The 26,930-nt window shown below is 37.6% G+C and carries 23 protein-coding genes; 19 read left to right on the plus strand and 4 right to left on the minus strand.

The features are described 5' to 3' along the window. Positions 1–44: 44 nt before the first annotated feature. From msrB to hemF, 3 genes are all read left to right on the plus strand, one after another. Positions 45–521 (plus strand): peptide-methionine (R)-S-oxide reductase MsrB, encoded by a 477-nt coding sequence (gene msrB / locus FLEMA_RS0106600; RefSeq protein ID WP_044171001.1) that lies wholly within the window; start codon positions 45–47, stop codon positions 519–521. Positions 522–681: 160 nt separating this feature from the next. Next, positions 682–3,279, plus strand: a complete 2,598-nt coding sequence (locus FLEMA_RS67745; protein ID WP_044171004.1) for a penicillin-binding protein 1A — start codon at positions 682–684, stop codon at positions 3,277–3,279. 249 nt (positions 3,280–3,528) lie between these two features. Next, positions 3,529–4,428 (plus strand): oxygen-dependent coproporphyrinogen oxidase, encoded by a 900-nt coding sequence (gene hemF / locus FLEMA_RS0106610; protein WP_044174408.1) that lies wholly within the window; start codon positions 3,529–3,531, stop codon positions 4,426–4,428. A gap of 122 nt (positions 4,429–4,550) precedes the next feature. On the opposite strand, the gene FLEMA_RS0106615 is transcribed toward hemF, so the two are convergent. The 3 genes from FLEMA_RS0106615 to FLEMA_RS0106625 all read right to left on the minus strand — a co-directional run bounded on the left by FLEMA_RS0106615 (position 4,551) and on the right by FLEMA_RS0106625 (position 7,092). Then, positions 4,551–5,354 carry a L,D-transpeptidase family protein gene (locus tag FLEMA_RS0106615; RefSeq protein ID WP_052353991.1) on the minus strand — a complete coding sequence of 268 codons (804 nt, stop codon included), beginning with the start codon at positions 5,352–5,354 and terminating at the stop codon, positions 4,551–4,553. Between the two features lie 42 nt (positions 5,355–5,396). Next, complete coding sequence (locus FLEMA_RS0106620; protein ID WP_026994781.1) at positions 5,397–5,801, minus strand: hypothetical protein; 405 nt, start codon at positions 5,799–5,801, stop codon at positions 5,397–5,399. Between the two features lie 196 nt (positions 5,802–5,997). After that, a complete protein-coding gene (locus FLEMA_RS0106625; RefSeq protein WP_026994782.1) occupies positions 5,998–7,092 on the minus strand; it encodes an o-succinylbenzoate synthase in 1,095 nt (364 codons plus the stop codon). Between the two features lie 323 nt (positions 7,093–7,415). Here FLEMA_RS0106625 and lpxK point away from each other — a divergent pair, with 323 nt between their 5' ends. The 5 genes from lpxK to FLEMA_RS0106650 all read left to right on the plus strand — a co-directional run bounded on the left by lpxK (position 7,416) and on the right by FLEMA_RS0106650 (position 16,036). Then, positions 7,416–8,468 carry a tetraacyldisaccharide 4'-kinase gene (gene lpxK / locus FLEMA_RS0106630; RefSeq protein WP_229359365.1) on the plus strand — a complete coding sequence of 351 codons (1,053 nt, stop codon included), beginning with the start codon at positions 7,416–7,418 and terminating at the stop codon, positions 8,466–8,468. A gap of 82 nt (positions 8,469–8,550) precedes the next feature. Next, positions 8,551–10,500, plus strand: coding sequence for a putative porin (locus FLEMA_RS0106635; RefSeq protein ID WP_052353992.1), 1,950 nt, complete (start codon positions 8,551–8,553; stop codon positions 10,498–10,500). A gap of 261 nt (positions 10,501–10,761) precedes the next feature. After that, positions 10,762–11,343 carry a MiaE family protein gene (locus tag FLEMA_RS0106640; protein WP_026994785.1) on the plus strand — a complete coding sequence of 194 codons (582 nt, stop codon included), beginning with the start codon at positions 10,762–10,764 and terminating at the stop codon, positions 11,341–11,343. Positions 11,344–11,570: 227 nt separating this feature from the next. After that, positions 11,571–14,585 carry a PD-(D/E)XK nuclease family protein gene (locus tag FLEMA_RS0106645; protein ID WP_026994786.1) on the plus strand — a complete coding sequence of 1,005 codons (3,015 nt, stop codon included), beginning with the start codon at positions 11,571–11,573 and terminating at the stop codon, positions 14,583–14,585. 329 nt (positions 14,586–14,914) lie between these two features. Then, complete coding sequence (locus tag FLEMA_RS0106650) at positions 14,915–16,036, plus strand: D-TA family PLP-dependent enzyme (protein WP_026994787.1); 1,122 nt, start codon at positions 14,915–14,917, stop codon at positions 16,034–16,036. 223 nt (positions 16,037–16,259) lie between these two features. Here FLEMA_RS0106650 and FLEMA_RS67750 read toward each other — a convergent pair whose 3' ends face one another. Next, positions 16,260–16,697 (minus strand): FKBP-type peptidyl-prolyl cis-trans isomerase, encoded by a 438-nt coding sequence (locus FLEMA_RS67750; RefSeq protein ID WP_044171010.1) that lies wholly within the window; start codon positions 16,695–16,697, stop codon positions 16,260–16,262. Positions 16,698–17,042: 345 nt separating this feature from the next. On the opposite strand from FLEMA_RS67750, the gene FLEMA_RS0106660 reads away from it, so the two are divergent. The 11 genes from FLEMA_RS0106660 to FLEMA_RS0106710 all read left to right on the plus strand — a co-directional run bounded on the left by FLEMA_RS0106660 (position 17,043) and on the right by FLEMA_RS0106710 (position 26,860). After that, positions 17,043–18,065 (plus strand): oxygenase MpaB family protein, encoded by a 1,023-nt coding sequence (locus FLEMA_RS0106660; protein WP_026994788.1) that lies wholly within the window; start codon positions 17,043–17,045, stop codon positions 18,063–18,065. Between the two features lie 94 nt (positions 18,066–18,159). Further along, a complete protein-coding gene (locus tag FLEMA_RS0106665; RefSeq protein ID WP_026994789.1) occupies positions 18,160–18,444 on the plus strand; it encodes an SCP2 sterol-binding domain-containing protein in 285 nt (94 codons plus the stop codon). Between the two features lie 103 nt (positions 18,445–18,547). Beyond that, positions 18,548–19,903, plus strand: coding sequence for a tRNA uridine-5-carboxymethylaminomethyl(34) synthesis GTPase MnmE (gene mnmE / locus FLEMA_RS0106670; RefSeq protein ID WP_026994790.1), 1,356 nt, complete (start codon positions 18,548–18,550; stop codon positions 19,901–19,903). Positions 19,904–20,132: 229 nt separating this feature from the next. Continuing rightward, positions 20,133–20,684: a helix-turn-helix domain-containing protein gene (locus FLEMA_RS76515; RefSeq protein WP_026994791.1), complete on the plus strand. Its 552-nt coding sequence runs from the start codon at positions 20,133–20,135 to the stop codon at positions 20,682–20,684. 26 nt (positions 20,685–20,710) lie between these two features. Next, entirely contained in the window at positions 20,711–21,868 is a 1,158-nt protein-coding gene (locus tag FLEMA_RS0106680) for a site-specific integrase (protein WP_026994792.1), read from the plus strand. A 6-nt stretch (positions 21,869–21,874) separates the two neighbouring features. Further along, a complete protein-coding gene (locus FLEMA_RS0106685; RefSeq protein ID WP_026994793.1) occupies positions 21,875–22,744 on the plus strand; it encodes a hypothetical protein in 870 nt (289 codons plus the stop codon). A 61-nt stretch (positions 22,745–22,805) separates the two neighbouring features. Continuing rightward, on the plus strand, positions 22,806–23,186 hold the full coding sequence (locus FLEMA_RS0106690; RefSeq protein ID WP_229359367.1) for a helix-turn-helix domain-containing protein: 381 nt from the start codon (positions 22,806–22,808) through the stop codon (positions 23,184–23,186). After that, on the plus strand, positions 23,179–23,547 hold the full coding sequence (locus FLEMA_RS0106695; protein WP_026994795.1) for a hypothetical protein: 369 nt from the start codon (positions 23,179–23,181) through the stop codon (positions 23,545–23,547). Before FLEMA_RS0106690 ends, FLEMA_RS0106695 begins: the two co-directional genes overlap by 8 nt. A gap of 7 nt (positions 23,548–23,554) precedes the next feature. Beyond that, entirely contained in the window at positions 23,555–25,105 is a 1,551-nt protein-coding gene (locus FLEMA_RS0106700; protein WP_144080049.1) for a DNA primase family protein, read from the plus strand. 82 nt (positions 25,106–25,187) lie between these two features. After that, on the plus strand, positions 25,188–26,249 hold the full coding sequence (locus FLEMA_RS0106705) for a DUF6371 domain-containing protein (protein ID WP_026994797.1): 1,062 nt from the start codon (positions 25,188–25,190) through the stop codon (positions 26,247–26,249). A gap of 20 nt (positions 26,250–26,269) precedes the next feature. Then, positions 26,270–26,860: a hypothetical protein gene (locus FLEMA_RS0106710; RefSeq protein WP_026994798.1), complete on the plus strand. Its 591-nt coding sequence runs from the start codon at positions 26,270–26,272 to the stop codon at positions 26,858–26,860. Positions 26,861–26,930: the final 70 nt, after the last annotated feature.

Here is a 26,930-nt window from a genome sequence, read left to right on the forward strand (position 1 = left end):
TTTTGTTTTGTAGTTATTAAATAAACAAAAACCTCATTTTTGATATGATAAAGCAATTGATATTGGGTATTTTTATCGGACTCTCTTGCGTTTCTTGTGATTCATATTCACAAAAAGGAGCTCCTCACAAGTTTGAAGTAGTGAAGTCGGATGCTGAATGGCGAAAACAGCTAAGTCCAGAGGAATATTATGTAACCCGTAAAAAGGGGACGGAAAGGGCTTTTACAGGACAATACTGGGATAACCATCAAGAGGGGATTTATCAATGTGTAGGATGTAACCTCAATTTGTTTGGTTCTGAAACCAAATTTGAGTCTGGAACGGGCTGGCCTTCTTTCTGGAATCCTATTGCTGCCAAAAATATACTTATCGGAACTGATAATAGCGATGGAATGGTACGTGATGAGGTAATGTGTGCCCGATGTGGTGCCCATTTAGGACATGTGTTTGACGATGGCCCCAAGCCTACAGGAAAACGCTATTGCCTGAATTCGGCAGCTTTATTCTTTGTGAAAAAGTAAAGCATAAAATGGGTAGGCTGTGCCTCTGAGCAATAAATACCTGAAAGATTGACTTATGGATTTCTTTATATCGAGCGACTTAATTCTGCCTTGCCCAAACTTGGAAGTATTAGTACTTTTATTGTAACTTGTCATTCGTTTTTCCCTGACAAGTAAGTATATGATGAACAAAATAAGTCAATTCTTTAATAATCTTGGAGTTAAGTTGCTTCATGGACTATGGTCGGTTGCTGATAAGCTTTTGGTGAAGCTATTGGGCGAGCCCAAAGTAGCCTCATTCTACAAACAACTTGATGCCTTCAAAGCGAAGTATTTTGATACAAAAGAGGAGGTATTGGCTTCAATTGGTATTGATAAAGAGGCTCAGTATTATCTGCAAATCAAAAAACTTTGGAGAGCTTTTGCTTGGACTGTCTTTGTTGGGGTATTTTACCTCGTAACAATCGAAACCAACTTTTTGTGGCTTACTGGCGAAATGCCTTCTGTTGGCGAGTTACAAAATCCGAAGCTTTCACAATCTTCTGAAATCTATTCTGCCGATGGGGTATTATTAGGTAAGTTTTTTCAAGAAAACCGTACTCCTATCAAAAATTTTAACGAAATCTCTCCGTATTTAGTAAAAGCTTTGGTAGCTACTGAAGATGCCCGTTTTTATGAACACTCAGGCATTGATTTTAGGGCTATGTTTGGGGTGGCTGTAGGTATATTGCAAGGTGGCGAACGTGGTGGTGGTAGTACAATTACACAACAGCTTGCCAAAAACCTATTCAAAACCCGAAAGAAAGAGGGCGTAGCCAAAAAGGGCTTGTTGGGCTTTGTACCTGGGGTTAACAAGCTTATTATCAAAACCAAAGAATGGCTTACTGCTATTAAGCTAGAAAGATATTATACCAAAGACGAGATTATTCTTTGGTATCTGAATACCGTTGATTTTGGAAGTAACTCTTATGGTATTAAAGTAGCTGCCAAAAGGTATTTTAATACCTCAACCGACAGCCTCAATATTCAGGAAGCAGCGGTTTTGATTGGTATGCAAAAAGCTACAACTACTTATAATCCAATTCGTTATCGCAATAAGCCTCTCGAAGAAAACAAATCTTGGAAAAGAAGAAATGTGGTGCTTTCGCAGATGGTAAAATATGGCTATTTGCCAAAGGCCAAATACGATTCGTTGGCCTTATTACCAATTGTTTTGAAAGAACACGAAGAATCGCCTTACGATGGTACGGGTAATTATTTTAAAGTGGCCGTTGCTAAGTATTTGAACGAATGGGCCGCCAAAAATGAAATAGAGCTAGATTTATATCGTGATGGGCTAAAAATTATAACTACTATCGACTCCCGTCTACAAACTTATGCAGAAGATGCCGTCTCGGAAGGAATGAGAAGTATTCAGAAAACTTTCGATGGCCACTGGGCTGGTAAAAACCCTTGGGTTGATGAAAAGGGTGTAGAGATTCCGGGTTTTATCGATACCGTTGCCAAACGAACAGAATACTATAAATCATTGGTGAAAAAATATCCAGACAATCAAGATTCTGTGTGGTATTATATGAAAAAAGTAAAACGCAAAATGTGGGTATATGCCCGAAATGGCGTTGGCGAAGAGCAAATGGAAATGACTCCTTACGATTCTATCCAGTATTATAAGAAATTTTTACAGGCTGGTATGATGACAATGGACCCTTTTACAGGCCATATTAAAGCATGGGTTGGGGGACTTGATTTTAAATATTTTAAATATGACCACGTAAAACAAGGTAAACGCCAACCCGGTTCGACATTTAAACCGTTTGTATATACAGCCGCAATAGATGGCCCCAAAGATTTATCCCCTTGTTATGAAATGCGTGACGAACCTTTTGAGCTTGAAGTGGAAGAAAAAGGTGAAATTAAGATTTGGCGGCCAAACAATGCCGATGGACATTTTAGTTATGCTACTATGCCTATTAAAAGGGCTTTGGCCAAGTCTATCAACTCAATTACAGCCAAATTGACCAACGAAGTGGGGCCTGATACAGTTATGTATTATGCCAAACAAATGGGTATTACAAGCCCACTGAGTCCTGTGGCTTCAATAGGTTTGGGTTCTTTCGATGTATCGTTGTATGAAATGGTGGGTGCTTATTCGGCATTTATCAATGAGGGTATTCATGCCGAACCACTTTTGGTATCTGAAATTCAAGACCAAAATGGTAATGTTATTCAGCATTTTGATCCCGAATCGAGAAGGGTAATTAAAAAAGAATCGGCATTGCTGATGCGAAATATGCTAGAAGGTACAATCTATGAAGGTGGTACAGGTAGTAGTTTGTTGTGGGGCGATGGGGCAAAATTATTGCCAGAAAAAAACCGTTATCAACCAGCTTTTGCGGGTAAAACGGGTACAACATCCAATCACTCGGATGGGTGGTTTATGGGAATGACCAACAATCTTGTAACGGGCGTATGGGTAGGGGGCGACGACCGCTCTATTCACTTCCGAACGGGGGCATTGGGCGAGGGCTCTAAAACTGCTATGCCATTGTATAGGCGATTTATGCTTAAAATTAAGGCCGACCCCGATTTGGAACAGTATCACCCAACTCCTTTCGAGAAACTCGACCAGAAAAAGTTTACCAAGCAGTTTAGCTGTACAGGCTATTATGGCCCAGCTCGTTCTGATTCTACTTCTAGGGATAGTACTGGAGTAAGCTCAGATTCGATTGCAGCACCTGTTTATAATAATGAATCTCGACCAGATTCAACACTTCGATAAAAAGAAGTGTACCTCAATGTTAGTAGTGTGTGAATGATTGAGAAATGTCAGATATTTGATTTCGGAACAACCAGACTTATTCTATTTTGTAAAAAGAGGATAGGGCTATTTTAACACTATTCCAAAATCAGAAATCCTCAATTCGATATAATATTTAACTTTCATACACTTCTAAGATAGTAGCACATTGTTGCTGGAATTGATATTCAACATCACTCGTTGGCCAATGGCTCATTTACTCAATTACTTATGATAACTAAAGCGGAAATAAAAACCTATTTTGAGGGATTACAAGACCAAATTTGTGCCTCACTGGAACAAGCCGACGGAAAGGCTACATTTAGAGAAGACCTGTGGCATCGTGAAGCTGGTGGAGGTGGGCGAAGTCGTGTAATTCAGGAGGGAAATGTCATTGAAAAAGGTGGCGTGATGTTTTCGGCTGTTTGGGGTGGCTTGCATGAAAAAATGCTTGCCTCAATGGGCCTTACCGAAAAGGTAGATTTTTTTGCTACTGGCGTATCTATCGTAATTCACCCAATTAGCCCAATGGTACCTATTATTCACATGAATGTTAGGTATTTTGAGATGTCGAATGGAGCATTTTGGTTTGGTGGTGGTATCGACCTTACACCACACTATATTGTTGATGAAGATGCCCGATGGTTTCATCAGCAACTTAAAAATGCTTGTGACAAACACGACTTTAGCTATTATCCTAAGTTTAAAACTTGGGCCGATGACTATTTCTTCAATACTCATCGCAATGAAACTCGGGGTATTGGAGGTATTTTCTTTGACTATCAGAAAACAGATGATACTCGTACCAAAGACCAACTATTCAATTTTGTAAAAGAAATAGGCGAGTCGTTTGCTCCGATTTATACCTATTTTATGGAAAAGAATAAGGATATTCCTTTTACCGAAAAAGAAAAAACCTTTCAATTATTACGTCGTGGGCGTTATGTCGAGTTCAATTTGGTGCATGACCGAGGTACTAAGTTTGGCTTAGAAACCAACGGCCGTACCGAGTCGATTTTGATGAGTATGCCCCCAATGGCACAATGGGTATACGATTATCAGGCTGTTGAGGGTTCGGAAGAAGAACGTACACTTGGCCTCTTGAAAAAAGGTATCGACTGGCTTGAATAATAAATAAGCGTTGTTGCACTTTGTGAGGAGCTTATTCTTTACGAAGTGCAGCAGAATGCCAATACAAAGTTTTTCTATTACTAGCTCCTCATTATTGCCATCTCGTCTTTATTCACTGAGTTTTACGGATAATAATAAGCCCCTTGCCGATTTATAGCAAAAGGTATTAAAGCCTGATTTTTTTCAAAATAATCATACCTAGGTTTGAGCTTTGCCCAAAACTGAATCATTGCTTTTACATCAAGTGTTTTGCCGTTGAGCCACGGCCGCCAATATTCTATGTATTCCGAGCTTTGAGCATATTGTTGTAATCCCTCAAAATCGGTGTTAGATAGCCTTGTTGGGAAAATATCTACAGGGATGTTGGTTTGACCAGCATTACGAGCTTCTATGGCCAAGATATATACTTCTCTGATTTTGTCGTCGGTAATAGGCAAGCAACCCGATGTAACGGTAGTACCATGAATAAAAATATCAGAGCCTAGCTTGGGTTTAAACCCTAAAATTTTATCAGATTCATTGGGGTAATTGAGTCCCAAAGAAAGATAGAAGTTGCTTAAAGGATTGAAGCGATTGATATGATAAAAACCTTCAGGAATTTGCATATCACCTTCTTTACGTTTGGGGCCGAGGTTGCCACAATACCCCGCAATAGGATAGGTAATTAACAACTGAAAAGAAGTATCCTGCTGATTTTTGCCCCATATTTCAAGCATACGTTCCTTCTTAAAAGCCCTAAAATATAGGTTTAGCTGATTGGGAGTAATGTGGGAGTTGGCCAATAAAGCAAAAACCGCTTGCGACTTTTCGTCATAAGCGGTTTTTACACGGTCATATTTCAGTTGTAATCCTTTGAAGTCGTCCTTCATAAATGATGTAAAAAAGAATAAGATAATAAAGCCCAAAGTGGTTTTAGGTAAACGCATGGTATCTTATTTTAAAATAAACAATGAAATATTTTAAGCCATTTAGATAGCTTTCCAAACGATTTTTTTCTGTTTCCCAACAATAAACACAATACGTGTTGGGCTAGGAAGCAATACCAAACGAGCGTTAGCAGCAGGGTCTTCAACATATTCTACTTCTACGCCAGCATCTCGTCCGATTTCGATACCGCCATCTTTGGCTACAACAAATTTCTTGGCAAGATACGCAGTAGGCAATAATACGTCTGATTCTGGGCAATATTCGTCGTGTACGTCTTTTAAAATTCCTTCGAGATAATCGCCGTATTCGTCGTTGAAATCATCTTCCAAATCATGAAGCTCTTCTTCAACATCATCATAAGCGGCGTGGTCATAACCCATTTGGCTGAGTTCTACTCTTTTTTCAAACAGGGCTAATAATGCTTCGTCTAATTTTTGCAAATCCATTGTTGGGAATGTTTCTTGTTTCGAGTTTAGTATGAAGGCCTTTTGCTATTGGGCAAAGCCTTCTCTTTTCGTTGCTACGCGATAAATTGGTTCGTGTTGCAAAATTCATTTTACAAAAATAACAAAACACTGTAAACCAATTAGCATGAATCCGAAACTTTTCACAGATATTCCTTCGACGCAGGAATGACCTACCCTAAACCAGAAAGTTCAATACTGATAAATCCCATTGGCTGTCAGGACGATACAATATTTGCCCTTTGTCGATACTCAATGGCGAAGGAATATTATTGTGGTACAATCGTCCAGTACCCAATCCTTGTGGTAGTGGGTTTGAAAATTCGGCTGTAAATTGTGTGATAGCATTGAGCCCAACATTCGACTCCAGTGCCGAGGTCATCCACCAGCCTATTTTGAGGCGATTGGCATTTTCAATCCATTCCCGGCATTGCTGAAAGCCACCTACCAACGAGGGTTTTAGAATAATGAATTGAGGCATGATTTTTTTGAGCAACTTATACTTATCAGGATATTCTATCATACCGATAAGCTCTTCGTCGAGGGCAATAGGGATGGGGGTAGTTTGGCAAAGCTCGGCCATGGCATCGGTATTGCCGTGGCGAATGGGCTGTTCGATAGAGTGCAAATCGTACTCGGCAAGCTTTTTGAGTTTTTCTAGGGCTTCGTTCACGCCAAAGGCTCCGTTGGCATCTACCCTTAGGGTTATTTCGTTTTTAGAAAAATGTTGTCTGATATAAGCCAAAAGCTGGCATTCTTTTTCAAAATCAATAGCACCTACTTTCATTTTGATAGTATTGTAGCCACTGGCAAGCTTTTCATCGATTTGCCTCAACATAAAATCTTTATCACCCATCCAAATCAGGCCATTAATATTGATATTGCGTTGTGCCTGATGAAAGGCGTTATTGAAAATAATGCGTTTGCCACCATTGAGCAGGTCGAGCATGGCTGTTTCAAAACCAAAAACAATAGAAGGAAAAGACTTATCTAAAACTTGATCAAGAATAATGTTAAGATTCCAAGAAAAAACCTCTAATTCAATGGTATTAAAATATTCACAAATACTCAGTAGTTGTAATTCAAAGTCGGGGCGGTCGTCGATACTCAAGCCTTTGAGCGGGGCACACTCGCCCAAGCCAAAAACACTAGGGTTTTCGGTATCGAATATCTTGATAAAGTAGCTATCTTTCTGCGTAAGTACGCCACGAGAAGTTCCTGCCTCGAACTTAAAATTGAGCGTATGTTTGGAAAAAACCGCTTTAAGACTCATTGTTGATATTTAAAAAAGGATGCAAGTAAAAGTGCTAAACTCCGTTTGTATGATGATTATGAAAAAAAGCAAATATGGCTCTGTGCCAATATTGCTAGGTAATTGCAATAAGGTATTATTCTTTTTTAAGAGGCTGACACTAAGTTTTTTACCTAAAAGCAAACCTATCTGCCGACGTTAAAGTTTCTTAAAAGGGAGGTGAAATTAGTAAAAAGTCGTAACTCTTTTAGAATTTTGTTGGGTAAAAGATTAATTTTTTATCGAACGGGTACTATTTTGTACAAAGGATTTCTGTTTCTAGAACTATTCAAAAACTCATTTTTGTGACAAATCAATTGTTAACATATATTTTATGGCCTTTTTCGCTAATATATGGCCTTGTTACCGATATTCGTAATTTTTTTTATGATAATGGTTATCAGAAAAGTCGAAAATTTGCTTTGCCTATTATTAATGTAGGAAATCTGACTGTTGGAGGTACTGGCAAAAGCCCTCATGTAGAATACCTGATTCGGCTGCTGTCCGACACCTTGGAGGTAACCACCCTGAGCCGAGGCTATGGGCGTAAAACCAAGGGCTTTATCAGAGCCAACGAGCAAGTAAATGCCTCTGTAATTGGCGATGAACCTATGCAGTTTTATGCCAAATTCAAAAACAAAATTCAAGTAACTGTGGGCGAAAAAAGGGTAGAAGCTGTTGAACAAATTTTGCAAGGGCCCAAGCCCGATGTGATTATCTTGGACGATGCCTATCAGCACCGAGCTATTCAGGCTTCAATAAACATTGTACTGATGGATTACCATCGGCCCATATATCAAGATTACCCTTTTCCAGCGGGGCGTTTGCGTGAGCGACGAGTAGGACTAAAACGAGCCGATATTATTGTCGTTGCTAAATGCCCAGAAGGGTTGTCGCAGGCCAACCAAAATATGATTGTAGAACAACTCAAACCTTATAAACTTGCTCAGACACCTGTGTTTTTTACTGCTATAGCCTACAGCAAGCCCATTCTGTGTGTGGGTGGTGTAGATGGCAATATCCCCAACGATTTGCTATTGGTATCGGGAATTGCCAAACCTGAGCTTTTTGAACAATATGCCCAAACGTATTTTCAGGTACACGAGCATATCGCTTTTGGCGACCACCATGCTTACACTTCGCAAGATATAGACGTTTTGTTGGCCAAATGTGATAAAATAAAGGCCAATACCAAAGGCATTCTAATGACTGAAAAAGATATGGTAAAAATAAAACCGCTACTAATGGGATTGGGTGAAAAACAGGCTCTTTTTTATTATTTGCCAATAGAGATTTTTTTCCTGAATCATCAGGCCGAAACCTTTAACCAGATCATCTTGAAGCATTGTAAGCCCTGATTTGAGCTTAAATTTGAAAAGAACCTTATCTTTTCTCACAACTATTTTATAGATACTTCATTTAATGGCTTAATTTTGCATTGTGAAAATTAAACAATATATACTTCTCGTTTTGGGACTCTTGTTGGCAGGTGGTCTTTTTGCTCAGAGTTCAACAAGTGGATTTCCAACTTCAGGCACTGGAACCAATAGTGGGTTTCCACAGGCTACTCAACCCAAAAATACCAATAAAAAAGGTGGCTTGGACGATTCTACCAAGGTGATTTATGGGCCTACTTCTACTAAATATTTTTTGGAAGAAGACCTTTTCAACAATCGCAAGAAACTATATACTATCGATACCTCTTTGGCAGGTTTCCATAATTACAATTACCTTCAACGTTATGGCAATGTATTTCAGGATTTGGGTAACTTGGCTACGGCGGTGCGCCCGCTTTATTACCAAACACCCGAGCAGTCGGGTACAATGCTGGGCTACAGTGCCTATGAGTTGTATGCCATAAAACCCAAAGACGTTCGCTATTATAATACCAAATCGCCTTTCTCGAATATTTATTATGTTACTGGTGGAGGCGGACAAGATATACTAGAGTTTGATTTTAATCGAAATGTAGATTCGCTCTGGAATGTAGGCTTGTCGTTGCACCGTATGACTTCCACAAGGCAGTTGGTAGCTAGCACTACCAGTACCTCTACCGAAAATGCTATTGGGCATTGGGAATTTATGTTGCATACCAATTATCAGACCAAAAACAAAAAATACAGTTTGTTGGCATATATCAATCGTTTTGACCATAATATCAAAGACGATGGCGGTGTGCTTACCCGAGGTGTAAGTTATGATTCGCTACTGAGGTACTCCGACAACAGTGCTATTTTGGCAAATGCTGCAAGCCGTGACGAATGGAATAATATTCACTTGTATCATGAGTATGTAGGGTATAAAGCATTTCAGATTTTTCAGGTTTTAGATTACCAAAGCCGAAAAACACAGTTTTCGGATAAAGCCTATTCGTCGAGTTTGGATTTAGGGTTTTATAAAAAAAGCTATTTAGCTACTCCTACTACCACCGACTCGTTGTACAATGGTAATACCTACCAGATTTTTGAGCATAAATCGGGAATAAAGGGTTTTTATCGTGGATTCAATTACCGTTTGCATTTGCGTCAACGATTCTTTAGTTATGAAAACCTGTTGAATCAATACAAAATTTCACGCAATGAAAACTTTTTGGGAATTTGGCTCAATCAGTATTTTAAAGATAGCACACGAGCTTTTGGTGAGTTAGAATACCTAGTGGCGGGAGGCTACAAGTTCAACTTTGAGTTTCAAGGAAAATGGCTTCGTGTAGGACTATTTAGTGTCAATTCGTCGCCTACATTGGTACAGCAGTATGTTTACAACAACTCTTTTCAGTGGAATAACTCAGGTAGTACAGCCCTAAGCAATGTACAATCCGAGAATATTTATGCAACGGCCGATTCAAAGTTGGGAAATTTGGTACTAAGCCCAAGTTTGAATATCCAGCGAATAGCCAATTATGTATATTTTGATACCGCCGCCGTAGTAAAGCAAGCTAGCGAGAATATCTTGATTTATAAAGCAGGACTAGGAATATCGTTTCATAAAGGTAAGTTTTCGACTGTCAATCAAATCTACCTAACTACTACTTCAGGGCCTGATTTGATTAGAATGCCCAAGATATTTATCAATTCTCGCTTGGCATTCGACCTTCTGTATGCCAAAGTATTGTTTATTCAGACAGGGGTTGAGTTACATTACAAATCAAGCTATTATGGCGATGCCTTTATGCCAGCCATTCAGCAGTTTCATTTACAAGACTCCCAACAATTGCCAGGCTATATGCAAGCCGATATTTTTGCCGATATGCGTATCAATCGTGTAAGGGTATTTTTTAAGTTGTCGCACGCCAACCACGGTTTTACGGGCAACGGCTATTACGCCTCACCAGGTTTTGCGGGTATGGGGCGTACCTTTGGGTTTGGGGTACGATGGCTTTTGTTTGACTAAGCTTGGATTGGAACTGATCGGATAGGTTTTATGAGCTAATAGAAAAATGCAAAAGCATATTTTGACTAATAAACGAGGAGATTAAAATTAGTTTGAAAAATAGTAAAAATGATATTTTGATTCTCAATCTACTACTTTGATGAAGTAAGTAATCGTGCTAAATAAGCTTGATAGTATGAATAACTATTGGGTTTTTAGTCAAATAGTAGGTATTAAATCTTAGTAATTTTACTTGTTGTAACGTATTAAATTGTATTTTTTATGTTAGGATTAAAATTACCCACCGATCCACGATGGGTGAATATTGCCGAAAAAAATATTGCAGAAATACTTATCGACCATGCTTATTGCGAACAAAAGGCCGCTTCGTCTTGTATTTCGCTAATTATCCAATATCCCGAAAAAGAAAAACTTCGGGATGTGCTGATGCCTGTGGTATCGGAGGAATGGGCTCATTTTAGAATGGTTATCAGGGAACTAGACAAAAGAGGGCTAGCTTTGGGCAAACCCCGAAAAGATGAATATGTGATTCAGTTGTATGAAAAAACCAGAAAAGGGGGGTCGGTTGAGCAGCAGTTGGGCGAACGCCTTTTTATGAATGCCCTTATTGAGGCACGCAGTTGCGAACGCTTCAGACTTCTTTCACAAGAAATATCGGACGAGTCGTTGCGTAGTTTTTATCATGAACTGATGATTTCGGAGGCTGGCCATTATGTTAATTTTATTGACCTCGCCAAAGAATATCTCCCTGCCGAATATGTAAAACAACGCTGGAACGAGTGGCTCGAAATTGAAGCCCAAATTATTCAAGGGTTAGCAATTCGGGGCGATAGAGTGCATTAGTATTTGGGCCTTATTGCTAGCCGTTGAGTTGTTGTAATACATAAGTAAGTCTAACTGCTAGCACTGTTTAATCTTATTTTATAAAATAGGTTTCAAATATCTGCTTGGCTAGCCAACAAATTTGCGTATTACACAAACAGCTTCAAGTATAACCTAAAAATATCAATGGCTCAGCAAAAAACTGTATACTAAACATTCCCCTAATCACTCATTTACTACTCCTCAACATGGAAACCTTTCTTGAAAAAGCTGCTGAACATATTTTTAGAAAACATACTACACAACAACTCAGTGGTATTTGTATTGTTATACCTTCACGTCGTGGGGTTTTGTATTTCAAACAGGCTTTGGCCAATCAGGCAAATGCCCCTTTTTTAGCACCCGATGTATTGGCTATCGACGACTTTGTGATGTTTACGACAGGTCTTAAACAAATAGACCCTGTGTCGTTGTTGTTCGAGCTATACGATGTTTTTAAAGAAATCGACCCTCAGGTTGTTTTTGAGCGGTTTATGACTTGGGCACCAACCTTGCTCAATGATTTTGATAAAATAGACCAATATTTAGTAGACCCCAAAAAGCTATTTGGCTTTATGACCGAAGCCAAGGCTTTGGAACGCTGGAAAATGCAATTGGGCGAGTCGCAACGCGATAAACTCAAGTCTACCGACCGAACAGATAAGTATTTTAAGCTATTTGAAAATATTTATGAGGTTTATCAAAAACTTCAAATTCGCTTACGAGAAAAAGGGTTGGTTTATCGAGGAATGGCCTATCGTGAGCTTGCCGAGCATATTCCAGCTTATATGCTTGATAATCCGCTTCACAAAAAATATTATTTTGTAGGTTTCAATGCCCTGAGTAATGCCGAGGAAAAAATTATCAGAACCTTGCTGAAACGCAAAGATGGCGATGATTTTTTTGCCGAAACACTCTGGGATTCCGATACGTATTATTTGCTAAATAAAGACCAAAAAGCAGGAAACTGGCTCAGAAGTTATAAGTCGGGCGATGGCCTGCCCGACAATCTCCCTTTGTTCAACAACGAATGGAATTGGTCGGAGGATGCTCTGCTTAAAGGACACAAAAATATCCAGATTATTGGTGTGGCCAACGCCAGTATGCAAGCCAAAATAGCGGGTGAGTTATATACCCAGTGGTCGCAAAAGGATAAAACTGCTCACCAAAAGCCAACGCCAACAGCAATTGTACTGGGCGATGAAAACCTACTTGTTCCAGTAATGAACTCCTTAGGTAGCGACATCACCAATCTGAACATTACGATGGGGCTTTCGCTAAAAAGCTCGATGCTTTTTACGCTAATCGATGCTATGTTCGAGATGCAACGCAATTTGGTGGAATTTAAAAATGCAGAAGGTGAAGCTATCAGAATTCCGAAGTTTTCGTACCGACAGGTGGTAAGGGTACTCAACCACCCGTTTATTAGAAGATACGAAACCCTGAATTATCCCGAACAAGCCCCCCCCCAAGAGCAAGATATAACAGAGGAGGTCATCAATCCGATTCGTCAAACCTTGCGTGAAATCACTTCGCTGAATAAGGTATTTTTGAGCTCGAAGGAATTGCTAGAAATGGGAAAAGGAGATAAGCTTTTCAATATCATTTTCCGCTACTGGAATCAAAAACCCAAAGAGGCCGTCAAGCAGTTTTATGAACTGATAGATGTATTGCGAGAAGTGTATCGAGAACGCCAAGATGCTGTCGAAACAGAATATCTGTATCAGTTTTACCTGATATTACAACGAATGGAAATGATTTTGGCCGAAAGAGGCGATTCGGTAACTATCAAAAGTTTTAAAACATTTCTTTTTGAATTAATTAAACAAACCAAAATCCCATTTGAATCTGAAACCGACCAAACATTACAGATCATGGGTATGCTCGAAACTCGTACCTTAGACTTTGAAAGGCTGATTATATTGTCGGTAAACGAGGGGATTTTGCCCCAAGGTAAACGCCAAAATACCTTGATTCCTTATGAGGCTTTGTCAGACCCTCAGTTTAATTTACCTACACATAATCATGCCGATGCCGTTATGGCGTATCACTTTTTTAGGCTTTTGCAGCGAGCCAAAGAGGTGGTTTTGGTACATGTGTTGCCTTCCGATACTTATGGGGCAGGCGAGAAGAGCCGTTTTATTTTGCAGTTAGAACACGAGCTAAAACACCTGAATAAAAACCTCACTATTACCGAAAATAATATTCAGTTTGAGGTAAATATCCCAACCGAACAACAAGAAACAGGTTTGTCGATTACCAAAACCGACGATATTGTTACATTGCTCCAAAACGATATCGCCGAGCGAGGTATTTATCCTTCGCACCTCAATCAGTATATCGATTGCTCGATGAAGTACTATTTTAATCGAGTAGCAGGTATTGCTCAAGAAGAAGAGGTTGCCGAAAAACTGGCATCGGATAGCTTTGGCAACTGGATTCACAAAACCTTAGAGAATATCGATAAAGAGTTTACTGAAAAAGGAGGAATTATTCAAAAACAAGAAATGGAAAGGGTGTATCAAAACTTGAATAGCTATTTGAAAACAGCTTTTGAGCAAACTAACCCTGGCCTAAGAATGACCGAAGGTATGAACTATATTTTGTACCAAGTGGGGGAGACAATTGTAAGAAAATTCTTGAAATTTCAGTTAGAAAACGAGCCTTACCCTGTAGAACTTTTAGATGCCGAAAAAACCTTAAAAGTAGCTTTGTCTGTAGAGGTGGAAGGCAAGGCGATTCCTTTGAAAATTGCAGGCCGAATCGACCGTATTGATAGAATTCATGGAAAAACAATACGGGTAATTGACTATAAAACTGGAATGGTAAAAGCTGAAGAGCTGACGATAAAATCAGAAGATTTGGACGAAAAATTACTTTTAGATAGTAAAAATGGGAAGCTTCGCCAGTTGTGGTTATACAAATATATGGTACTCAAACGGATGCTTTCGGAAAGAGGATTGACTATTCGAGGAAAAAAACTATTGCCTCACGACAACAAAGTTGTTTCTGGAATATATTCGTTTAGAAATGTAGAAGAAGGCTTACTAGAACAAGATTTACACTTTGCTGAAGATGAGTCGCTAGAACAGTTTTTAGTGGCCTCCGAACACCAAATTGCCAGATTTGTCAAAATGTTGCTCGACCCCAATCAGCCTTTTGTTAGAACAGAAGACCGTGAGATTTGTAAGCTATGTGATTTTGTAAGAATTTGTGGGCGGTAAGCAGATGTGCTTGCCGGTTGTTGCAACAAAACAATTCATTGTTTACCCTATAAACCCTGTGGAGGTCAAAACTTCGCAGGGTTTTTTATGAATATCCCAATCGCCAAAAAAATGCTATTGCCTGAAAATCAATTACTAAAATAAGGTATTGTTCTAAAATTCTGTCTATTTATCTTTTCTGTCTGACTAATAATCAGTAATTTAATACTGCTAAAAACAAGTCGAAATGGATATTTGTCATATCCATTTCATAGGCAATTTTTGATACTTTAACCGTTATACCTTTAGTCCGTTACAATTAATTCTACTTACTTTAACCCTTCAAAACCATGAATTCAAAGGCACAGCTAAACGGCTACCCGATTAATCAGGCAGAATACATAGATTCTCCTGCATTACTGATTTTTCCTGCACTGGTTCAGGCTAATATTGATGCTTTGAAAAGCCTATCAAAAAATACTGATAATTTACGGCCACATATCAAAACCAATAAATCGCCAGAAGCTGTAAAAATGATGATAGATTCGGGGATTCAGAAATTCAAGTGTGCCACCATTGCCGAAGCCGAAATGCTTGCTACTGTTGGGGTAAAAGACATTCTACTAGCATACCAGCCTACTGGCCCCAAGCTGTTGAGGTATTTGGCCTTGCTCAAACAATATCCTGATATAAAATGGGCCTGCTTGGTCGATAGTATTCATACTGCTGAGTATATCAATGCCGTTGCGGCTCAATACGACCAACAACTTTTGGTATACCTAGACATCAATGTAGGTATGAACCGAACGGGAATTTTGCCCAATAAGGCTTCGTTTGAACTGTTTTTGTATTGCTCAACGCTTTCGCACCTTCAACCCATAGGGCTACATGCTTATGATGGCCATATTCGACAAAAAGATTTGGTAGAAAGACGAGTAGCATGTGAAAAAGCCTTTGCCTTAGTATTTGCGTTGAAAAATAGCCTTGCAAACCTTGGGCTAGGTACTATTACTATTGTAGCGGGGGGTACGCCAACTTTTCCGATTCATGCCCAGCGAGACGATGTTGAATGTAGCCCCGGTACGTTTATTTATTGGGACAAAGGGTATCAAATGTCATATCCCGAACAGTTGTTTACACCTGCGGCTATTTTGCTTACTAGAGTTGTTTCGGTGATAGATGCCCACCATTTTTGTGTGGATTTAGGACATAAATCAGTGGCTTCCGAAAACGAACTGACCTCTCGTGTATTTTTTCCAGCAATGCCCAAAATTACCTTTGTTTCACAAAGTGAAGAACACCTCGTTTTGCATTACAAAAATCATGGTATGGAAGTGGGCTGTATTATGTATGGTATTCCCTACCATATTTGTCCGACCGTTGCCCTATACGAGCGAGCCGCTATTATTGAAGATGGCCAATGGGTAGGAGAGTGGCATCATACGGCACGCGATAGGAAAATAACCTATTAGTATTCTTTACCAGAATTTAGTCGAGAACAAATACTTATATGAGTTTTAGCTGTCGGATATTTGCTTTCAGAATGATGAGGTGTATTTCCTTAAAACCATCAGTCCAGTAGCTATCTCTAACAGATGTCCTAATACAAAGAAAGACCAGCCCTAAAGACTGGTCTTTCAATTATAAAAACAACTTACAATGAAACAGATACCCCTCTATGGGTAATTTCACGGTTTAGTTGGTTTTTAGCAATTCAACATCAAAAATCAGAGTAGCTCCCCCCGGAATATCAGCACCAGCACCACGCTCGCCATAAGCCAAGTTGTAAGGAATAAAAAATCTATACTTGCTACCTGTCGGCATCAACTGCACGCCTTCTGTCCAGCCCGGAATAACCTGATACAAACCAAAGCTAATAGGCTCGTTACGCAACACACTGCTATCAAACACCACACCGTCGATAGTAGTACCATGATAGTGTGTCAAAACTTTCGCTCGTGGGCCACTTGGTTTTGGGCCATCGCCTTGTACCAATACCTCATATTGCAAGCCGCTAGCTGTTTCGGTAACTTCTGGTCTTTTTTTGTTTTCTTCTAAAAATGCCTTACCTCTAGCAATCTCGTTTTGCAAAATTTCACGTAGTTGCGACTGTTGTCTTTCAAAAATATTCATCTTAAATAAAATATGGATTTGTAAATGATGTTGTAAAGTTAAGCAATGCCTTACATTGGTTATATTAAAATAGGAACAATTTGCCTTTTGAATAGATTCCCGGTAAGTTGAAAACAAATTTTTAGACAAGAGGTTATCTGTAATATAAGGTATTAGTAGCAAATCAATAATGGTATGAATTTCGGAGGTCGGATATTTGATTTATGAGTTCTATTTCAAGGGTATTCAGGCAGCAATCCTCAATAGTACTACGATGTTTGTATATTTCAAATAAAGTACAGGGATTATTGTTTGAAAACTAATACACTAATTCCTCTGTCATTTTGTCTAAACAAAAACCTTATTATGATAAAATCTCCCAAACCGTCTCGTTTTTTTACCAATGATTTGATGGATAAATACCGAAAAACGGCTGATTTTGAAGCCGATACTTGGGTACAAGCCTATTTTGAGGAAGTTCAAATAACAGGTCTACGAGAGCTATTTAAGTGGCTTAGCTCTAGTGACTTATCATGGAATACACAGGCCGACAAAGTAAAAGCTTTTTTTCAAGAACATCATACAATACCCCTGTTGGCAAATTCCCAACAAATGCAGAGAGGTTTGGCATTTGCCCAAGCCAATCAAGAAGATATAGCCTTATTGTTAGGCTGTTTGTCGTTGCCCTATTGTTATGCGGGTGCCGACGGTGCAAGGGTTTTGTGGATGTCGGAGCGGATTAGAAAAGACACCCGAAAACGCTTGGAAGAAACAGGCGAATTTGTTTTTGGTGTTTTGAATCCTCAAGAATGGGAGGTGTTTTTTACCAAAACTATTTCCCAATATCACCTGCCCAACGCTCTTATCCGAATTATCAAAGTAAGGTTGATGCACGCAGTAATTCGCTTTTTTACGATACATTATCAAACGTGGCGTAGCGATTTGTGGGGAAAACCCGTTAATCAAGAAGATATGGCGGGTACAAATCTCGCTTTTAGTTATATGGTATTGGTAGGAATGCGAAAAAATGGAAACCCACCTAGCGATGAAGATGCCGAAGCCTATTTGCACCTTTGGAATGTTATTAATAATTGGATGGGAGTAAGCCAAGACCTTTTGCCTCAAAATACCAGAGAAGCTTTTGTATTAAGCAAAATTATAGCCAAACGACAGTTTAAACGCTCGGAAGAAGGAATAGGGCTAACCAAGGCTTTGATAGAAGCCTTAGAGAGTTTTATCGAAAATCCATTGCTCAAAAGTGTACCAACGGCATTTATGCGTTTTTTGCTAGGCGACGATACTGCCAACCTGTTAGAAGTACCAGCTTTGCCATTTCAAAAACGCCTAGTACAGTTTATTCCCGTAAAACAGCTATTTCCCAAACGCTAAATAATGACTAACTTTTTGAGATAATATTGGCAAATTATCAGAAAAATTTGTATGCTTGCATAATATTTTATTAAACATCATATCTCCAAAACAGATGAATCTTTCAGAATTAACCGAAAAAGTCTCGACCCTAGCAGCACAGAAAGGAGGCGTAGGCTCTTCTATTAAATTTGCCACCGATGCAGGAAATATCTTCATCGCTTCAGACGGAAAAGTGACTAACGACGATACCAATGCCGATTGTACTATTAAAGTTAGCCTAAGCGATTTATTAGCTTTGATGAAAGGCGAACTAAACCCCATGACAGCCATGATGTTTGGTAAAATCAAAATCTCGGGCGATATGGGCGTAGCCATGAAACTACAGTCGTTGTTTTAAAGAATAAAAGATTGGTTAATCGTTAATGATATGATAAGAAACCAAGTATGCTTAACTTTGTGTTGCTTTATCTAAAAAGCTATTAACGATTAACCAACAACCAATGAATCAAGATACGATTTGTGCTTTAGCCACTGCTCAGGGCGTGGGTGCGATAGCTGTCATCAGAATTTCTGGCCCACAAACTATCGAGATTGTCAATAAGATATTTAAAGGAAAAAATCTACATAAACAAAATTCTCATACCATTCATTTTGGTACTATTCGTGACCAAGACCTTATTGTTGATGAGGTTTTGATTTCGCTTTTCCGCACGCCATCTTCTTATACTCGTGAAGATACCATCGAAATATCGTGTCATGGCTCTGATTATATTATTCAGAGAATTATCAAATTATTACTAAAAAATGGAGCTAGATTGGCCAACCCAGGCGAGTTTACCCAGCGTGCATTTTTGAATGGACAGCTCGACTTGGCACAAGCCGAAGCCGTAGCCGATTTGATTGCCTCCGATTCGGAAGCATCGCACCAAACAGCCATTAATCAAATTCGAGGAGGGTTTTCTAAGCAAATAGCCCAGCTTCGAGAGTCGCTTATTCATTTTGCATCGCTTATCGAGCTTGAACTAGATTTTGGCGAGGAGGACGTTGAATTTGCCGACCGTGACGATTTACGTCAATTAATCCACAAAATACAAAGTGTATTAGTGCCATTGATTGATAGCTTTGAGATGGGAAATGTTATCAAAAACGGTGTACCAACCGTAATTGTAGGCAAGCCCAATGCTGGAAAATCAACACTGCTCAACCGATTGTTGAACGAAGAAAAAGCGATTGTTTCGGACATTGCAGGCACAACCCGTGACGTTATAGAAGACGAACTACTAATAGAAGGGATTCGTTTTAGGTTGATAGATACAGCAGGTTTGCGTAAAACAAGCGATACCATCGAGGCCATAGGTGTTGAGCGAACCCTCCAGCAAATGGAAAAAGCCAGTTTGATTCTATATTTGTTTGATGCCTCAGAAGTAACATTGACCGAAATAGAAGGGCAAATAGCCGAGTTTAATGCTCCTTATATGCTAATTGGCAATAAAGTTGACAAGCTTTCGAGCGAAGAGAAATCCCGTTTTGAGAGTCAATATCCTGGTATTATCTGGATTTCGGCATCCGAAAATCAAAATATTGATGCCTTGAAAAATACTTTGGTAAGAAAAGTAAAAACCAAAGAAATTAAATCGGGCGATACCGTTGTCACCAACTTACGCCATTACCAACATCTTTTACAAACCAACGAATCGCTGAGTAACGTACTAGAAGGACTCGCCCACAGTATCACAGGTGATTTTCTGGCTCAGGATATTCGTTTTGCCCTCCATCACCTAGGCGAAATTACAGGGCAGATTACGACAGATGATTTATTGGCTAATATATTTTCTAAGTTTTGTATTGGCAAGTAACACCACAAAGCAAATCATAAATAACATAAAGTAAGTATTACAAAGCTCTGATTTTCAGGGCTTTTTTATTTTGTTGTCTATCGTTACTTTGTTTTGTTTATAGTATTTTTACACTATTTTTGTACCTTATTTGTACCTCGTTTATGGAGGAGGCGTTAATTTGATAATTTCGCCATTTTTTTGCACTTAATTGCACTTAAATAAACTTGTTTATACTAAATGATACAAAATGAGTACTAATATTAGGATACAAAGAGTTTGCCAGTATTGCGGTACTACTTTTACCGCCAAAACTACTACCACGGCATACTGTTCTCACAAGTGTAATAGTAGGGCTTACAAGGAAAAAGTCAAAGAGAAGAAGATAGAGAAGAGCAATAAAGAAACCCTAGAAGTAAAAGTAAAACCAATTGAGGTTTTGAAAGCTAAGGAGTTTTTAACAGTCAAGGAAGTTGCAAGCCTCCTCAATTGTTCTGTGCGTTCTGCTTACTACTACATAGAAACAGGCAAAATCAAGGCAGTGAATTTAGGGCAAAGAGTTACTAGGGTTAGGAGAGTAGATATTGATAAGTTATTCGAATCTACTGAAGCCCAACCAGAGGAAAAGAAAGAACAATATTTTGAGCTATCGGAGTGCTACACGATTTCTGAGACCTTGGAAAAATTTAATATTTCAGAAAAAGCCTTGTATGAGGTTATCAAAAGAAACAATATACCTAAAATCAAGCAGGGGAAGTTTTCATACATTCCAAAATCAATAATCGAATCAGTATTGAGTTAAACCCTAAACTATAAATAAATACACCAATGGCTATTAAAGTGACAGTTCGACAAAAAGTTATATCAAAAGGACGAAAGAGTTTATACTTAGACTATTACCCAGAAGTTATAGACTTCCAGACGGGCAAAAAGACTAGAAGGGAGTTTTTAAGTAGATATATTATTGAAAACCCTAAAAATGCACTTGAAAAAGAGCAGAATAGAGAATCATTGTTATTTGCAGGACAGATAAGAGCGTCCCGTGAAAACTATTACAACAAACCTGAAATCTATAGCGAGCAAGAAAAAGAGGTTTTGAAATACAAAGAAATAGGAGAGAGAAACTTTGTAGAATACTTTAAATCTTTAGCAAAAAAGCGTGCGGGGTCTAATTATGACAACTGGTTATCTGCATACAGACACCTACATGATTTTACAGGAGGTATATTGACGTTTTCTAATCTGAATGAAAGCTTTTGTGATTCTTTCAGAGAGTATCTTTTATCGACCAAAAGGAGAGGTAACTCTAAGTTATTATTGTCTCAAAACTCTGCTCTCTCATACTACACCAAATTTAAAACAGCATTGAACCAAGCCTTTAGAGATAGGTTATTGAAAGAAGATATTAGCAAACGAATAAAACCTATAAAAGATAAAGACACCCAGAGACAGTTTTTAACGATTGAAGAACTACAAATACTTGCAGTTACTCCATGTGAACCTGAGATACTAAAAAGAGCGTCCTTGTTTTCGGCACTCACTGGATTACGATTTTCTGATATTGAGAAACTAACGTGGAGTGAAATTAAAAATAGTGAAAATGGTTATTCCATTGAATTTGTACAGAAGAAAACGAAGGAGATAGAATATTTGCCTATTTCAGAACAAGCCTTTAGTTTTTTGGGAGAGTTAAAACACGACAATGGTAAAATTTTTGAAGGGTTAAAATACTCTGTCACTACTAATAGAAGTATCCAGAAATGGATAGATAAAGCCAATATCAAAAAGAATATAACCTTCCATTGTTTTAGACACACGTTTGCAACACTTCAATTAACAAACGGAACGGATATTTATACTGTGTCTAAGCTCCTAGGACATAGAAATTTAAGTACAACCCAAATCTACGCAAAGGTTGTGGATGAGAAGAAAAGAGAGGCAACAAATAAGATAAAATTGATATTCAACTCTGACAAAAACTATTAAAAGAAAATGAAAAGTGAACTTGAAAGAATAAAATGCAACTTCGATGCTTCAATCAATCATTTAGATGAATTTTACACGTTAATTAACTCAATAAATCTAAGTTCTCAAACAAACCTAAAATTTGAACTCTATCAAAAGAGTGTTAAAGATTTAAACCTCTATTTACGATTATACTTAATGCAAGATTTTAAAATTGATAAAATTGTATCGGGTGCAAAGTTATATTTGGATTTAATAGAGTTAAAGAGATTTTATGCTTACGCAAAGGATTTTATTAAGGTTAAACAGAGACAACTAGAGCAATTAGTTGAACAGTGTAATAGTACAATTAGGAAGGAGTTAAATATTGAGTTTGAGAAATTATTTTTTGAAAACTTTACAATAGGTATTGCATACTTTCCCAAAATAGGCTCTACCCCAAATAATGATTTTGTATATGATTTGGTATTAGGTATCAAAAAATATTTCCGTGAATTTGAAAAAGAAATCGACAACATAAAATCAATCTATGAAAATGATACTTTTTCTTCAGGTGAAGTAAAAGACAAAACGTCCCAAGAAGTTATTATTGAATCTCTCACTAATATTGACACAAAGGGATGGGAGTATGTCTTTGTGTCTGAAAAGGATTTCAATAAGTTTACATATTTACTTACTCTATTTTTTGAAAATAAGCTTGATTCTATCCCTGAAATAACAATACCCCTAACGAGAAACTGCAAAACTAGATTAGGAAGGGTGTTAGGGGAAATACACAAAAAATTATGTGATGATACACAATTATCCAAGGATAAAAAATATTTTGAACTAATAAGAATATTAAGCCACTTTCGTGATGAACATGAACATGAATTATATAAAAAATTAACGAGATAAAATTAAGAAAATTAATAAACCGCAAATACCACCTTTTTTGCCGTAAATGCCATACCTAACATTGCAAAAGAAAAACAAAAATTCTTTTAAAATGGGAAATATATTAACTTTTGATGAGCTACCTCAAGCAGTGGCAATATTAACCAAAGAAATTGGTGAGCTAAAAAAACTTTTACTTGAAAATCAACTGCATCTAAATCCTACTCAGGAGGAACAGCCTTTGGATATTCATGAAACTGCAAAGTTTCTAAATCTGTCTGTTCCTACCATCTATTCGAAGGTGTCTAAACGAGAACTTCCAGCATTGAAGCAAGGGAAGAAACTACACTTTCTTAAGTCTGAATTATTTGAGTACCTAAAGCGTGGTCGTAAAAAGACAAACGAAGAAATAGCAGAGGAGGCTTCAGCTTATACCAAAAAGAAAGGAGGAAAAAATGGATAAACGTTTGTTGTCAACCGTTCAATATAATCCCCTGGCAAATAACAGTATTGCTGAAATAAGAAGGATTACCAACGCAATAGAGAACAGTTGGGGTGTTTCGCTTTTTGAGTTCAAAAAAGATAGAACAAGAATGCAACTTTACGACCATGCTTTGAAGTGTGTAACTACCACAAATAAAGCACTTTGTACGGCTCTCGAAATCCCAGTAGAATCTGCCTGTAGGTTCAAAAGAATGCTTGAGGATGAGGGTAAATTGACTGCCTCTGATTATGCAGTTAAATGTCCAATAACAGGAAGTTTTGCACACCTTATCAGTACCAATACATTAGAATTTAGCCGATTGAGAGCCTCCTCTCAATAAGAAAAAAATGAGAAAAACTGAAATTTTAGTTGAGCATGAGAATTTGATAAATCCTCAAGCCATGATAAATCATGTCTATAGTTTAAAAAATAGCTTAGATAAAAGTGTTCCTAAACATACGGAACTACTCACAAGGTTATTAGAACAAATCGAACAGATAGATTTTACAAACATAGCTTTTCCAGAGATAGGGATTCTAAAAGAACAACTTAAATCAGAGAATGTAAAACAAGAAGAAGTCAAGGAGATAGGACGAAAAATAGAAAAGACAAAGCTAGGAAATAGACACTATTTAATCATCTCAATTGACGAAATTTTGAAAATTGCAGATAAGAGCAATTGGAGTATGTGTAAAAAGCATGATTTTATTTATTTGTATAATGGTCACTTTTGGTCTGAAGTTGATAAAGATACCTTTCAGAGGTTTTTAGGGGAAGCATCCCAAAAACTAGGAGTACAAGCTTATACTTCAAAGCATTATCAGTTTAGAGAGCAATTGTTTAAACAGTTTTTATCTACCGCTGTTTTGCCTGTTCCTCCTCTTATTGAAGATAGAGTACTTATAAATCTTAAAAACGGAACATTTGAAATTGAGCTACATAAAACCCAGTTGAGAAATTTTAAAAGTGAAGATTTTTTAACGTATCAATTACCTTTTGTTTTTGATAAAAATGCTAATGCTCCACTGTTCACCCAGTATTTAAACAAGGTATTACCAGATATTAAACGGCAACATATTCTAGCTGAGTTTATGGGTTATGTCTTTCTGAAAAATGGTAATAGCGAGCTAAAGGAGGAGAAAGCACTTATTTTGTATGGTTCTGGTGCAAATGGGAAAAGTGTATTTTTTGAAGTAATAAATGCTCTATTAGGGCATGACAACGTAAGTAGTTATTCATTGCAGAGTCTTACAGATGAAAATGGTTACTATAGGGCTAAGATTGCCAATAAATTAGTCAACTATGCTAGTGAGATAAATGGAAAACTAGAAGCCTCAGTTTTTAAACAGTTGGTATCAGGTGAACCCGTGGAGGCTCGTTTGCCTTATGGTCAACCATTCATGTTGAGGCAATATGCTAAATTGATATTTAACTGTAATGAACTCCCCAAAGATGTTGAGCAAACGAGTGCATACTTCAGACGCTTTCTAATTATTCCGTTCGATGTGACTATACCAGAGAACGAACAGGACAAACAATTACATCAGAAAATAATTGCTTCAGAGCTATCTGGGGTATTTAATTGGATTCTCGAAGGGTTACAAAGATTGTTGAAGCAAAAGAAATTTACCAGTTGTGAAGCAGTTGAAAGAATGGTAGAACAATACAGAATAGATAGTGATACCGTTTTATCTTATCTAGCAGATTCTAACTATAAGCCTTCGCTTTGTAAAACACTTGGACTGACAGAGTCTTTTAATGATTATAAAAATTATTGTTACGAAGGAGGCTTTATGCCATGTTCAATAAGAGAATATTCTTCAAGGCTGAAAAAAGCAAAGTATAGTGTAGTGCGAAAGACAGAGGGGAATGTGATTTATATTGAAAAAAAAGATTAGTTCTAAGCTACATTTAGTGCATTTAGTACATTGATAGTAATGTACAAGATGTAGATAATGTAACTATAAAATAAACATTTTTATGAACACTTCATTTCGTTTTGTACTAGATAGGAGTAGCAAAAAGTTTAAATGTAATAAATGTGGTAATAAAAGCTTGGTTAGATACATTGATACTAATACAGGGGCGTTTCTACCCATTGAATACGGTAGATGTGATAAAGAAACACGCTGTTCCTATCATTTTAATCCCTATAAAGAAGGCTATTTAAAACAGGTTGAGGGTTCTGACCAAATCAAGATTATTAATCGACAAACTCCAGTTAACCCTCTAATACCCCTGAGAGAGAAAAAAACAATTTTGTTTGATTGGGATACCTTTTTGAGTACCCTGAATTCAAAAGGATATTCCGAAAATACATTTGTTCAAAACTTGCTTTTAAATGTACCTTTTCCGTTTGAAGTGGAGGACTTAAGAAATGTTATCCAACTTTATAAGTTAGGGACTATCATAAGTGGAAACAGAAAAGGTGCAATTACATTTCCTTTTATTGATATAGAGGGAGGAGTGAGAGCGATTCAAGTAAAGCAATTTGATAAGCTCAATCATACAATCAATGGAGGTACAGACTTTTTACACTCCATGATACAAAGAGAATGTGATTATAAAAAGTATGAGTATCCCGAATGGCTTAATGGTTACTTACAGCAAGAAAGAAAAGTTAGTTGTTTATTTGGGGAGCATTTACTTAGAATGTTCCCAGAAAATCCAGTTGCTTTGGTAGAAGCTCCCAAGACGGCTATTTATGGAGCTTTATACTTTGGATTACCTTGTAGTTTTCATGATTTGATTTGGTTAGCAGTCTATAACAAAAGTAGCTTTTCTATTGAGAAACTAAGTGTACTACAGAGGAGGAAGGTTTTAGTATTTCCCGATTTGTCAGAGCATAGTAATACATTTAAAGAGTGGAGGGATAAAGCTGAAATTATCCAAAATAAATACCCTTCTATCAATTTTATCTTTTCTGATTTACTTGAAAAAGGCTCAAATGATATTGATAGGAACAGAGGACTGGATTTAGCAGATTATTTAATACAATATGATTGGAGGGTTTTTAGAGGATTTAGTTCTAATCTTCCTTAATAATTTAGGTTTCCCAGAAAATGCCCAAATATGCAACATTCCCATTATTAATTGATAGTAGCGTGTTTCTAAGTATCACTAAGCTAAAGAAAACAGGGTATTTAGAACCATTTTCTTGTAAGTCAGGGGTAATCACTTGGTATAGAAAAGAACAGCCTATCATGAGTGCATCCTTTATGGTTGATACCGTCGAGTTCCCTAGTTATATCAAAGTGTCTTTTGATTATAATAATGAACCAAGAACCTATAAAATTACACTGAAGCCTAGAGAGTCCAATTTAGGGAAAGGGGAGTACTATTACTTTATTTGTCCGTATTCAGGTAAGCAATGTAGAAAGCTATACATTCAAGACGGTAAAATATTACACCGAACTTGTTTGAAAGGTGCTATGTATAATCTTCAGGTTAGAAGTAAAAAAGAAAGATTCATTGACACTAAATTTGGGGCTTATTTTGAGCGTGAACATATTTTATCCCAATCCCGACAAAAGTATCTAAAGAGGCATTATAAAGGGGAAATAACCAAGAGATATGCAAAGATTTTAGAGTGCTTCGAACAAGCTAGTTTAATCACTGAGTATGAGTATGAGCAACTGGTAATAATGTTGTAGAAATGATTGTACCATTGAGACTATTTTTTACTCTAAATTCTAGGCTATTTCTTATATTTGACCCTCAAAA

Origin of the sequence: Flectobacillus major DSM 103 (assembly GCF_000427405.1) — a bacterium.
Classification (GTDB): Bacteria; Bacteroidota; Bacteroidia; order Cytophagales; family Spirosomataceae; genus Flectobacillus; species Flectobacillus major.